This is a genomic window from Methylocaldum sp. RMAD-M (assembly GCF_017832375.1).
GTDB lineage: Bacteria > Pseudomonadota > Gammaproteobacteria > Methylococcales > Methylococcaceae > Methylocaldum.
On record NZ_JAFIBZ010000001.1, the window covers coordinates 435,236 to 448,131 of the forward strand.

The window sequence follows — 12,896 nt, forward strand, 5'->3', positions numbered from 1 at the left end:
ATGCAGAACAACACGATCAGCTTTCGGGTGCAGCCGGGTGGCACGCTTCGCGGAGAGGCCCGGGTGCCCGGCGATAAATCCATCTCCCATCGATCCATCATGTTGGGTGCGCTGGCCGAAGGCACGACCCGCGTCACCGGCTTTTTGGAAGCGGAAGATTGCCTCGCCACTATGAATGCGTTTCGGGCGATGGGCGTCGACATCGAGGGCCCGCAAGACGGGCAGGTGTGCATTCGAGGTGTGGGGCTGCATGGGTTGCGTGCGCCCAAAGAACCGTTGTACCTGGGGAATTCGGGCACGTCGATGCGTCTCCTTTGCGGTCTGTTGGCGGGGCAGCATTTTGACTCGGTTTTGACCGGCGACGTTTCTCTTTCCCGCCGCCCCATGAAGCGAGTAACCGAGCCGCTACGTACGATGGGCGCAGTGGTGGAAACTACCGAGGCGGGAACCGCTCCGCTCAAGATTAGAGGCAGCATCAAGCTGAGGGGGATTCACTACGATATGCCGGTGGCCAGTGCCCAGGTCAAGTCCTGTCTTCTCTTGGCCGGGCTTTACGCCGCCGGTAGAACGTGTGTGCGCGAGCCGGCTCCTACGCGCGATCATACCGAGCGCATGTTGGCCGGATTTTCCTATCCGGTGGTTCGTGAAGGCGATACCGTATGCGTACAGCCGGACGGGAGACTTGTTGCCTGCGACATCGATGTGCCTGGCGACATATCATCGGCGGCATTTTTCATGGTCGGCGCAGCAATCGGCGAAGATGCCGATGTCACCCTCCGGCATGTGGGCGTGAATCCGACTCGTACCGGGGTTTTGGACATTCTGCGTCTGATGGGGGCGGATATTCAGGTCGTCGATGTCCGCGAGATGGGCGGTGAGCCGGTTGCGGATATCCGCATCCGTTCAAGTCGCCTGCGCGGGATCGAGATTCCGCAAGAATTGGTGCCTTTGGCGATCGACGAGTTTCCGGTTCTGTTTGTCGCCGCGGCTTGCGCCGAGGGGGAAACTCGATTGACCGGCGCCGAGGAACTACGGGTCAAGGAAAGCGATCGTATCCAAGTAATGGCTGACGGTTTGCAAGCCTTGGGCATCGACGCCCAGCCGACGCCGGATGGGATGATTGTACGGGGCGGAAAACTGTCCGGGGGGAAAGTAAATTCCCACGGCGATCATCGTATTGCCATGGCATTTTCTGTTGCCGCGCTGCGGGCCGCCGGCCTGATCGAAATCGACGACTGCGCGAACGTCAATACATCCTTTCCGAGCTTCGTGGAGTTGGCGCGCGATATGGGCCTAAACATCACTGCCATTTTCGGCGAGATCCTATGACAACGAAGGTACCGGTGATCACCATCGATGGGCCGAGCGGTGCCGGTAAGGGGACGGTGAGCCGTGCGTTGGCCAAGACGCTGGGCTGGCATTTCTTGGACAGCGGGGCCATCTACCGTTCATTGGCCTTCGCCGTTACCCAGGCTGCGATCGACCCCCACAATGTCGACGCCGTTGTCAGTGTCGCGCGGTCGATGGATCTTCAATTCGAGGCGAACGATCCGCCGCGCATCCTTCTGAACGGCCAGGAGATTACCTGTCAAATCCAGACGGAAGACTGCGGCAACACGGCTTCGAAGATCGCCGCTTATGGGCCGGTACGACAGGCACTCTTGCAGAAGCAGCGCGATTTTCAGCGAGAACCCGGCTTGGTCGCAGACGGCCGCGACATGGGCACAGTCGTTTTTCCCGACGCCCCGTATAAGATATTTTTAACTGCCAGCGCGGAAGTGCGCGCAAAAAGGCGGCATAAGCAGTTGAAAGAGAAGGGGGCTGATGTTAACCTTGAACGCTTAACGAAAGAGATTGAAGAACGGGACCGGCGCGACAAGGAACGTGCTGAGGCGCCGCTGATTGTACCGGATGGCGCTGTTCTGATTGATTCGTCCGATCTCACGATTGATCAAGTTATCGCCCGATGTCTCGATATTATAGGCGGTAGGTAAGATCGTAATCGGTAATTTTTGAGGCGTTGCCGGCGTTTGCTCGGCAATTTGTTTAACCAATTAACCCAAACGGCTAGGGAAACTTGGCTGTTAGAACCAAGTTCGTTTTATGAGCGATAGCTTTGCACAATTGTTTGAAGAGAGTCTGGCTCAGGCGGAAATGCGCCCAGGCAGCATCATCACGGGCACCGTAATCGATATCGGCCCCGATGTGGTCGTAGTCAATGCGGGATTGAAGTCGGAAGGCGTCATACCCAAATGGCAGTTCTTGAATTCCGACGGACAAATCGAAGTACAGATCGGCGACACGGTCGAAGTGGCGCTCGACATGCTGGAAGACGGTTTAGGGGCTACGCTGTTGTCCCGCGACAAGGCAAAGCGGTTGAAGGCATGGCAAGAGCTCGAACAGGCGTACGAGAAGAATGAGACCGTGGTCGGTAGAATTACGGGCAAGGTACGCGGAGGCTTCACGGTGGCCGTCGGTGCGTTGCGCGCCTTTTTGCCCGGATCTCTGGTCGATGTGCGTCCGGTCCGCGACACATCCTACTTGGAAGGGCGCGACCTCGAATTCAAGGTCATCAAGATCGACCAAAAGCGCAATAATGTTGTGCTTTCCCGCCGCGCCGTAGTGGAATCCGAGTTCAGCGCCGAGAAGGAAGCGTTGCTCGAGAACCTGAAAGAAGGTGCGATCGTCACGGGCGTGGTGAAGAACCTGACCGATTATGGCGCCTTTATCGATCTCGGCGGCATCGACGGCCTGCTCCACATTACCGATATGGCTTGGAAGAGAGTGCGGCATCCCTCGGAAGCCGTTCAGATCGGCCAAGAAATCCAGGTCAAGGTACTTAAATTTGATCAGGAAAAGAATCGCGTCTCGCTTGGCTTGAAGCAGCTGGGAGAGGATCCGTGGCTGAATATCGCACGTCGTTATCCGCCGGGCACGCGCCTTTTCGGAAAGGTCAGCAACCTTACGGATTACGGCTGTTTCGTCGAGTTGGAAGAGGGCGTCGAAGGCCTCGTTCACGTATCCGAGATGGATTGGACCAACAAGAACGTCAACCCGGCCAAGGTTATCCAGTTGGGTGAGGAAGTCGAGGTCATGGTACTCGACATCGACGAGGAGCGTCGTCGCATTTCTCTCGGCATGAAGCAGTGCAAGCCCAATCCTTGGGAAGAATTTGCTGCGAGCCACAAGAAGGGCGACAAGATTAAGGGCAGCATCAAGTCGATTACCGATTTCGGTATTTTCATCGGACTGGAAGGTGCTATCGACGGTCTGGTGCATCTGTCGGACATTTCTTGGTCCATTCCGGGCGAAGAAGCGATTCGCCAGTACAAGAAAGGCGATGAAGTGGAGACCATCATCCTGGCCATCGATCCTGAGCGGGAACGAATCTCGCTCGGCATAAAGCAGTTGGAGCAGGATCCCTTCCAGAATTACTTGGCGACCCACGAGAAAGGCAGCATTGTCAACGGGGTTGTCAAGGAAGTCGACGCTAAGGGGGCAGTTATCACCCTGGCTGACAGTGTTGAAGGCTATCTCCGCGCGTCCGAAATTTCTCGCGATCGAGTAGAAGACGCTCGTACCCAGTTGAAGGTAGGCGACGAAGTCGAAGCGAAGTTCATCGGGGTCGACAAGAAAAACAAATCCATTACTCTCTCGATTAAGGCGAAGGATCAAGAAGAGGAAGCTGCTGCAATCAAGGGGTACTCACAGCAATCTTCCTCCGGTATGCCTACTTTGGGAGATATCTTCAAGGAACAGATGGAAAATAAATAGTCAGGTCAAGCAAGGGGGGCGGACACACTGCCCCCCGCTATTTATGGAAATGACAGTGACAAAGTCAGAATTGATCAATCTCTTAGCAGAGAAGTACGGCCACTTGGCGTTTAAGGATGTCGAGTTGGCGGTAAAAGGAATGATCGAACATATGACCCATGCCCTTTCATCGGGCGAGCGCATCGAAATTAGAGGGTTCGGGAGTTTCTCGCTGCATTATCGTCCACCGAGGATGGGGCGGAATCCAAAAACAGGCGACTCAGTCGAGTTGGCTTCCAAGTTTGTACCTCATTTTAAGCCTGGCAAAGAACTGCGAGATCGAGTCAATCAAGCGCGGAGTTGAGTTGCCCCTGAGGCCGCCACAAATTAGGCGATATAGATTTGGTCCATTAAAGGCATCGTATTGCGTCTCCGTCCCTCTGTCTCTGTCCTAGCATATTCTGTTTAGCACACCAGCCGGTGTAAGTCCTTCCTCACAAAAATTGCCATCCAGCCGTGACGTGCTCCGACGTGCATTGCTGCACTGGGATCGTCTGGGTCCGGCGACAAGTCAATCTTGGAAAGTGCAGTGGAATGCGCTGGAGTGTCAGCAACCACGCCTATCAACTGCCTTGAAGGTGTCTATGAGAACGCCTCCAATACTGTCCGCTTCGGCAGTAACAGAACCCAAGCGCTGCTTTCATCGGTCTCTCATCTGTAAAGCACTGCCTAAATGACTTGTCGGCAAAAGCTTACGCAAAAATCCGAAAATTCCTACAGTAATTTCAATTGCATATGCGGCATCGACTGCTAGCTTTAAGCTTGCAACATATTTGCAACCTACAGGAGCCGTCATGTTGAAGCTTAGGAAAGTTATATTTGCATTAATGCTTTTTAGCTGTGCGTGGTGCGTATCAGCTGAACCAGTAGATATTAATTCCGCTACGGCCGACCAGCTTGCCCAAAGTTTAAACGGTGTAGGCAAGGCAAAAGCGGAAGCGATTATTCAGGATCGTGAAAAAAACGGCAAATTTAAGTCGGCGGATGATTTGGCGCGTGTCAAAGGAATTGGCACCGCGACAATCGAAAAGAACCGCGACAAGATTACTGTCGGCGCTGAAGCACCAAATTCGGCAGCGGCATCTGCCAAGGCCAAATAATCAAAAATCGACTATCGATTCCGAAAGGCTCCTTCGTGGAGCCTTTTTTTTGAAAAATAAATTTCCATCCTTGGTGAGCGCCATCGAACTCAAGGCTAAAATACTCGAGGGAATTAAAACGAGTGAAAGTGATTTCTATGAGTTCAAACATCGTATGGCACAACGCGTCCGTAACACGAGAAAAGCGAGAGCGGCTTAATGGGCACAAAAGCTTTATTTTATGGTTTACCGGCCTTTCCGGGGCCGGTAAATCGACCTTGGCTCATCGTGTCGAAGAGCTGCTGTTCGAACGGGGATGTCGTACCTACGTGTTCGATGGCGATAACGTACGGCATGGACTTTGCTCTGATTTAGCGTTCAGTATAGAAGACAGACGGGAAAATATCCGCCGCATCGGCGAGATGAGTAAGCTGTTCATCGATGCAGGCGTTATTGCTCTGACGGCTTTTATATCCCCGTTTCGACGGGACCGACAAATGGTGAGATCACTAGTCGGTGAGGGAGATTTCATCGAAGTTTACTGCGATGCATCGGTAGAGGTGTGCGAAAATCGTGACGTCAAAGGTTTGTATAAGAGGGCTCGACTTGGCGAAATTCCTGATTTTACAGGCATCTCTTCTCCGTACGAGGAGCCAGAAAATCCTGAAATTACCTTACATTCAGGTGTCGACTCTTTGGATACATGTGCTCAGATAGTGCTTCGATATCTCGAGGATAAACACAAGATTTAATTTGGTTGAGTAAAGAGCAAAGCAAACAATGAAGAGGATTGTAAGAAAAGCAGTTTTTCCGGTTGCCGGCCTAGGAACGCGATTTCTTCCAGCCACTAAGGCGAGCCCGAAAGAAATGTTGCCTATTGTAGACAAGCCATTGATCCAATATGCCGTGGAAGAAGCGGTTGCGGCCGGGGTCGACGTCATGGTGTTCATTACTAGCCGGACGAAAAGGGCAATTTCAGATCATTTCGACAAGGCCTACGAACTTGAAACCGAGCTGGCCAACCGCGGTAAGTCGGAGATCTTGCGGATTGTTCAAAACATCGTCCCGCCCCATGTCACTTGCGTTTACATTCGCCAAGCGGAAGCCTTGGGCTTGGGGCACGCAGTCAATTGTGCTCGGGCTGTGATTGGAGATGAACCCTTCGCCGTGTTGCTGGCTGACGACATGATCGACGATGGGCATACCGGCTGTCTGTCGCAGATGGTTAAAATCTTCGACGAATGGCAGTGTTCGGTACTGGGAGTTGAGAGGATCGCTCCTTCGGAAACTCAAAGCTACGGCATCGTTAAAGCTAATCTGATTCAAGACAACATTGGAAAGTTGGAGCAAATCGTCGAGAAACCGAAGCCAGAAAATGCACCTTCGAATTTGGCGGTAGTTGGTCGGTACATTTTAACCCCTGCCATTTTTGACAAACTCGATAACGTGGCTAAAGGGGCCGGCGGCGAAATTCAACTTACCGATGCTATTGCGATGCTGCTGCACGAGGAACCGGTTCTAGCTTATGAATTCCATGGTAAACGTTATGACTGCGGTTCAAAGCTCGGATATTTGATCGCAACGGTAGAGCAGGGCCTGAAACATCCAGAACTGAGTGATAGCTTCAAGGACTATTTGACCACTCTCAAGTTGTCGTAGTGGCGCCTGAAGGGTGTCACCGGGCGGATGGAGTTCCCATACGCGGAAATAGGGGAGGGTCTAGGTAAGGTTGGACATCTAAAATCAGTGCATCGTCCGCGCGATTTTTTACGAACTCAGACGTCGCGCGTTGTACGGCCCGATGCTAAGCTTTGAGGTGAGCGTGGCGGTCGAGTGATCTCTCTCGACCGCCAAGACTTAAACAATGCTTCGTACGCGCAATTGACCACTCAAATATAGAGAGCGCTGCGCGAACGCGCGTCAATGCAGTGTCGGAGAAAGCGACGCATAGGTCCAGTTAACGCAAGTCCTCGGAAAACAGCGAAACACTCTATTTCAGTTTGGCCAAGCCTTCGCCTCGCGGATCGCTGGCGGCGTAAACGCGATTAATGCTCTTGTCCCAGAGAACCGATTGCATGTCACCGTAGCGGCGATCGATGGGTTTCAACTCATGACCCCTTTTCTTAAGTTCCACTTGCTCCTCCTCGGTTAGGCCGCCGGGTTCATATTGGATAACATCCGGTAGATATTGATGGTGAAATCGAGGAATGGACACCCAAGAATCCGGTGTGTGGCCTTCGGCGAAATCCAAAACGGCTAGCAGTACCATGGAGACGATACGGCTTCCGCCGGGGGTTCCGATCATGCCTATGCGATGCTGGTCCTCAACAAACGTCGGCGTCATGCTGGACAGCATCCGTTTACCGGGTGCAATGGTGTTAGCCTCACCGCCTACCAATCCGTAAACGTTGCTTGAGCCGGGATGAGCGGCAAAATCATCCATCTCGTCGTTCAGCAATACGCCGGTGCCAGGAGGCATAAATCCGGAGCCAAAAGGATAGTTGACGCTTAGAGTGGCGGCGACACGATTGCCTTCCCTGTCTAGAACGGAAAAATGAGTGGTGTTTTCGCCATCCGGCTCAGGGGCGTTGAACTGACTTAAATACAGACTCGGGAGTGCTCGGCTCGGGTGTATCGCCGCGCGTAAACCGGCGGCATAATTCGGGCTGAGTAACCGACGTAACGGCATCATTACGAAATCGGGATCACCCAGGAATCGCTCGCGGTCGTGATAGGCGCGCCGCATGGCTTCGACTATGAGATGCTTGCGGGTAGTGCTGTCGACGGCTTTCAGATCGTAGCCGGACAATATGTTCAGGATTTCGATCAAGCCGATCCCGCCCGCGGAAGGCGGTGGTGGCGCGGTTATGCGTATTCCACGGTAGAAGCCTTGAACGGGCTCCCGCTCGACTACACGATAATCGGACAAGTCTTGTACGGTCCAAATGCCGCCGGCACTTCGGACGCCTTCGACTAATCTTTTCGCGGTATCGCCGTTATAAAAGCCGATCTTGCCGGATTCGCCGAGCTGCTTGAGCGTATTCGCGAGTTCCTTTTGCTTCAAAAGCGCACCGGGCTCGGGCATTTTCCCATTGACTAGAAAAACGTTGGCTGCTGCTTTCGACCTGCGCAATACGTCGGCGCGAAATGACAGTAGTCGACAATGACGTTCACTTATGGGAAACCCGTCTTCGGCATAGCGAATAGCCGGCGCTAAGTCGCTAGAGAGTGGGAGCCGTCCGTAATTCCGGGCAAGATGCACGAGCGCAGCCGGCATGCCTGGAATGCCCGCAGAAAGAGCTCCGTTGACTGATTTGTTGGGCACGGCTTTTCCTTCGTCATCGAGGTACATGTCGGGCCGGGCCGCCAAGGGAGCCCGCTCTCGACCGTCCAGCATCACCGTTTTGCCGTCGGACGCTCGATGAAGAAGCCAAAAGCCGCCACCGCCGAGCCCCGATCCCGCAGGTTCGACCACTGCGAGTGCTGCACTGATGGCCACCGCGGCATCGAACGCATTACCGCCCTTATCCAGAATTTCAAAACCGGCTTCCGTGGCGAGCGGGTGCGCGCTGGCGATGGCAGCTTGTGGCGGAGCAGCCGTCGCTACCGGCAAGAAAAAGATAAGGCAGAAAGTGAGCCGGATTAGCCGCGGCTTAAGAAACGACCTGCTAAGAAGTTTAAGCGTGTTGACTTGGCGGTTGACCCATGGAGAGTACGGACGGAATCGACTGTCCATTACCTAATTGTCACGTTAAGGCGAAGGTAAGCCGTTAGGCCTTGAGCCCCAGTACGTCCTGCATGTCGTAAATGCCCGGCGTTTTGTCCATAAGCCAAATGGCGGCGCGCATGGCTCCCTTGGCAAAGGTCATGCGGCTGGTCGCGTTATGGGTAATTTCGACGCGCTCGCCTTCGTCGGCGAACATCACGGTATGTTCGCCCACGATATCGCCAGCCCGAATCACGGAAAAGCCTATCGTTTTGGGATCGCGTTCCCCGGTGTAGCCTTCCCGTCCATAGACGGCGCATTCGCGCAGATCTCGGCCGAGTGCGGCGGCCACGACCTCGCCCATACGTAATGCCGTCCCGGAGGGGGCATCCACTTTATGCCTGTGATGGGCCTCGATGATCTCGATATCGGTTTGCTCGCCGATGACCTTCGCAGCGATTTCCAACAGTTTGAGGCAAAGATTTACCCCTACGCTCATGTTCGGTGCTAGTACGAGCGGTATCGTAAGTGCGATATGTTCGATATCCGCTTTCTGTTCAGGCGTGAAGCCAGTCGTACCGATAACGAGTCGTTTACCGTGCTCCCGACACACCGCGAGATGTTCCATGGTTGCCTCGGGGCGAGTGAAGTCGACGACGACATCGAGGCCCGAGACGACGCGGCTCAGGTCGTCAACCACGGGGATGTTGAGCTTCGACAGTCCGGCAAGCTCTCCGGCGTCCCTCCCCGTTTCGGGGCTGCCTTTTCTCTCCACCGCGGCTGTCAGGAGCATTCCGTTGGTGTCGAGGCAGGCGCGTATCAAGGCTTGTCCCATGCGACCAGCGGCTCCGACGATTCCAACTTTGATCATTATGGTTTTCCTGAGATATGGCTTTGGTATTTTCGTGTCGATCAGTGGCCTTGCGGCGTTTCGACAATCCGGCAATCCGGCAATTAAAGCCCGAGTTTGTCGAAAAACTGTTTCACTCCGTCGAGCCAGCCATGTGCTTGTGGACTGTGATGACTGCCGCCCCCGCTCAGGGAGTCGTCCAGTTTCTTGATCAACTCGATCTGGTCCTTATTGAGATGTACCGGCGTTTCGATACGGACTCGGCACAACAGATCGCCCTGCGGGCCGCCGCGCACCGGTTTTACCCCTTTGCCGCGCAGCCGGAACAGCCGGCCGGTTTGGGTTTCCGCGGGAATCTTAAGTACCACTTTGCCATCGAGCGTTGGAACCTCCAGTTCGCCGCCCAAACAAGCGGTCGGGAAGCTGATCGGAACCTCACAATAGAGATTGGCACCATCCCGGGTAAAAATCGGGTGCTCTTTAACGGAGATTTGTACGTACAAGTCGCCCGGTGGTCCTCCGCTTTCTCCCGCTTCGCCTTCGCCGGCCAAACGGATACGATCCCCCGTGTCCACACCTGGCGGGATCTTGACTGATAGCGTTTTGGTTTCCTGAACACGTCCCTGCCCGTGACAGACGCGACAAGGATCCTTTATTTGCTGGCCCGTACCGTGACAGGTCGGGCAGGTTTGCTGCACGGCGAAGAAGCCTTGTTGCATGCGGATGGCGCCATGGCCCTGGCAAGTAGAGCAGGTCGTGGGTCCCGTGCCCTTCTTGGCGCCGGTGCCATTGCATTCGTCACAAGTTACGAAGGTCGGTACGCGGATCTTGACTTCGGTGCCCGCGACCGCTTCCTCGAGGGTGATCTCCAGGTTATAGCGAAGATCGGCACCGCGTTGCACGCGACTGCCCCGTCTTCGGCCTGTCGCACCGCCACCGAAGATATCACCAAAGACATCACTGAAGATGTCGCTGAAACTTTCGCCGGTAAAGCCGAACCCACCGGCTGCGCCCATGGATGGATCAACTCCGGCATGGCCGAATTGATCATAAGCGGAACGCTTCTTCGGATCGGAAAGCACATCGTAGGCTTCCTTGATCTTTTTGAACTGCTCTTCCGCTTTCGGATTGTCGCGGTTGCGATCTGGATGATATTTCATCGCTAAGCGGCGAAAGCTCTTTTTGATGTCGCTATCGCTCGCGTTTCGCGCCACGCCTAAAAGTTCGTAATAATCTTCTTTCGCCATAACATAAAGAGCCGCAGGGCTTTGCCTGCGGCTAAGTTGGAGTCAATGCGCAGGACGCATCAAACTTGCCCGAAATACTCAGGCGTTAATTCCTCGCCACCTTCCCTCACCCGAAAGCTCGACTGCTTTACGCATAAACTTAGGAGAGGAGGGCGGATGAGCAGAGCAGTTTGCTTCCGCTCATCTGCATTCATGGCACAGTGCCAAACCGAGCGATAAGGCCTTATTTCCGATCCTCTTTCACTTCTTCGAATTCGGCATCGACGACATCTTCGCCTGCCTTGGCTTCCGTCGGTTGTTCGGTTTCAGCGCCGGGCGAACCAGCTGTCTCGCCTTTCTGTGCGTATAAGCGTTCCGCCAGTTTACCCGAAAGCTCGGTCAGATGTTCAGTCTTTCGCTCGATTTCCGCCTTATCGTCACCGTTCATGGCGGTCTTCAATTCACTAATCGCACCTTCGATTTTGCTGCGCTCGTCGCTTTCCACTTTATCGCCAAGTTCGTGCAGCGTCTTGTTCGTTGCATGGATCATGGCGTCTGCGTTATTGCGCGCAGTTACCAGTTCGTGCAGTTTCTTGTCTTCTTCGGCATGCAGTTCCGCATCCTTGACCATACGCTTGATCTCGTCCTCGGTCAGGCCGCTGGAGGCGGTGATGCGGATCGATTGCTGCTTGCCAGTAGCTTTGTCCTTGGCCGACACGTGCAGGATGCCGTTGGCGTCGATATCGAAAGTCACTTCGACCTGCGGTATGCCGCGCGGAGCCGGCGGGATGTCGGTCAGATCGAATTTGCCGAGAGACTTGTTGTCTTTCGCCATTTCACGTTCGCCCTGCAGGACGTGAATCGTAACCGCGGTTTGGTTGTCCTCGGCCGTCGAGAAGACCTGCCCGGTTTTGGTGGGGATGGTGGTGTTCTTCTCGATCAGCTTGGTCATGACGCCGCCCAAGGTCTCGATGCCTAGAGACAACGGAGTGACGTCCAGCAGCAGTACGTCTTTGACCTGTCCACCTAGAACGCCGCCTTGGATCGCCGCACCGAGCGCCACCGCTTCATCCGGATTGACGTCCTTGCGAGGCTCTTTGCCGAAGATGTCCTTCACGAAATCCTGAACTTTCGGCATGCGCGTCTGCCCACCGACGAGGATAACCTCGTTGATTTCGCTGGGCTTGAGGCCAGCATCCTTGAGCGCGGTTTCGCACGGGCCTTTTGTCTTCAAGATCAGATCCTCGACCAAGGATTCGAGCTTGGCACGGGTAAGCTTCATATTGAGATGCTTGGGCCCGCTCGCATCGGCCGTGACGTAGGGCAGGTTGATGTCGGTCTGCTGGCTCGAAGACAGCTCGATCTTCGCCTTTTCCGCCGCTTCCTTCAGGCGTTGCAGAGCCAACGGATCATTGTGCAGGTCGATGCCGTTCTCTTTTTTAAACTCGTCGCAGATGTAATCGATGATGCGCAGGTCGAAGTCTTCGCCGCCAAGATGGGTGTCGCCGTTGGTGGAAAGTACTTCAAACTGATGCTCACCGTCGACTTCGGCAATTTCGATGATGGAAATATCGAACGTACCGCCGCCGAGATCGTAGACCGCAACTTTGATGTCTCCGTGCTTTCTGTCCAGACCGAAGGCCATGGCTGCGGCGGTCGGCTCATTGATGATGCGCTTGACATCGAGCCCAGCAATGCGGCCGGCGTCTTTCGTTGCTTGGCGTTGGGAGTCGTTAAAGTACGCGGGTACGGTGATGACCGCCTCTTTGATCTCCTCGCCGAGAAACGCTTCGGCGTCCTTTTTCAGCTTCATCAATACGCGTGCCGAAATTTCCGGAGGGGCCATTTTTTTGCCGTTGACTTCGACCCACGCGTCGCCGTTATCGGCTTCGACAATCTTGTACGGCACAAGATGTATGTCTTTTTGAACCACAGAATCCTTGAAGCGGCGTCCGATAAGCCGCTTTATGGCATATAAGGTATTCTTGGGATTGGTGATCGCCTGCCGCTTAGCGGACTGCCCGACCAGTACCTCGTTATCGGCCGTAAAGGCCACGACCGAGGGGGTGGTGCGAGCGCCTTCGGCATTTTCGATGACGCGCGGTTTGCCCCCTTCAAGAATGGCCACACAGGAATTGGTGGTGCCCAAATCGATGCCAATAATCTTCGCCATTTAATTCTCCAAATTAATCAATAGCTTGTGGGTTAGGTGTGGGTTTAGC

At 54.5% G+C, this 12,896-nt stretch carries 11 protein-coding genes; 7 read left to right on the top strand and 4 right to left on the bottom strand.

Features of this window, described 5'->3' with window-relative positions; genetic code table 11:
* From aroA to galU, 7 genes are all read left to right on the top strand, one after another.
* Positions 1–1,329, top strand: a complete 1,329-nt coding sequence (aroA, locus tag JOD69_RS01885) for a 3-phosphoshikimate 1-carboxyvinyltransferase (protein WP_086135204.1) — start codon at positions 1–3, stop codon at positions 1,327–1,329.
* Complete coding sequence (gene cmk, locus JOD69_RS01890) at positions 1,326–1,994, top strand: (d)CMP kinase (protein ID WP_086135205.1); 669 nt, start codon at positions 1,326–1,328, stop codon at positions 1,992–1,994. The genes aroA and cmk overlap by 4 nt, the downstream gene beginning before the upstream one ends.
* Positions 1,995–2,103: 109 nt before the next feature.
* Complete coding sequence (gene rpsA, locus JOD69_RS01895; RefSeq protein ID WP_077728370.1) at positions 2,104–3,774, top strand: 30S ribosomal protein S1; 1,671 nt, start codon at positions 2,104–2,106, stop codon at positions 3,772–3,774.
* Between the two features lie 43 nt (positions 3,775–3,817).
* On the top strand, positions 3,818–4,117 hold the full coding sequence (locus JOD69_RS01900; RefSeq protein WP_276205321.1) for an integration host factor subunit beta: 300 nt from the start codon (positions 3,818–3,820) through the stop codon (positions 4,115–4,117).
* Positions 4,118–4,607: 490 nt separating this feature from the next.
* Entirely contained in the window at positions 4,608–4,913 is a 306-nt protein-coding gene (locus tag JOD69_RS01905) for a ComEA family DNA-binding protein (RefSeq protein WP_077728369.1), read from the top strand.
* A 137-nt stretch (positions 4,914–5,050) separates the two neighbouring features.
* Positions 5,051–5,644, top strand: a complete 594-nt coding sequence (gene cysC / locus JOD69_RS01910) for an adenylyl-sulfate kinase (RefSeq protein ID WP_077728534.1) — start codon at positions 5,051–5,053, stop codon at positions 5,642–5,644.
* Positions 5,645–5,672: 28 nt separating this feature from the next.
* On the top strand, positions 5,673–6,551 hold the full coding sequence (galU, locus tag JOD69_RS01915) for a UTP--glucose-1-phosphate uridylyltransferase GalU (RefSeq protein ID WP_077728368.1): 879 nt from the start codon (positions 5,673–5,675) through the stop codon (positions 6,549–6,551).
* 331 nt (positions 6,552–6,882) lie between these two features.
* Here the strand turns inward: galU and ggt are convergent, their stop codons facing one another.
* The 4 genes from ggt to dnaK all read right to left on the bottom strand — a co-directional run bounded on the left by ggt (position 6,883) and on the right by dnaK (position 12,847).
* A complete protein-coding gene (gene ggt, locus JOD69_RS01920; RefSeq protein ID WP_240507105.1) occupies positions 6,883–8,505 on the bottom strand; it encodes a gamma-glutamyltransferase in 1,623 nt (540 codons plus the stop codon).
* A gap of 157 nt (positions 8,506–8,662) precedes the next feature.
* Complete coding sequence (gene dapB, locus JOD69_RS01925; protein WP_077728366.1) at positions 8,663–9,469, bottom strand: 4-hydroxy-tetrahydrodipicolinate reductase; 807 nt, start codon at positions 9,467–9,469, stop codon at positions 8,663–8,665.
* An 83-nt stretch (positions 9,470–9,552) separates the two neighbouring features.
* Positions 9,553–10,695 carry a molecular chaperone DnaJ gene (gene dnaJ / locus JOD69_RS01930; protein ID WP_077728365.1) on the bottom strand — a complete coding sequence of 381 codons (1,143 nt, stop codon included), beginning with the start codon at positions 10,693–10,695 and terminating at the stop codon, positions 9,553–9,555.
* A 223-nt stretch (positions 10,696–10,918) separates the two neighbouring features.
* A complete protein-coding gene (dnaK, locus tag JOD69_RS01935; protein ID WP_077728364.1) occupies positions 10,919–12,847 on the bottom strand; it encodes a molecular chaperone DnaK in 1,929 nt (642 codons plus the stop codon).
* Positions 12,848–12,896 lie beyond the last annotated feature (49 nt).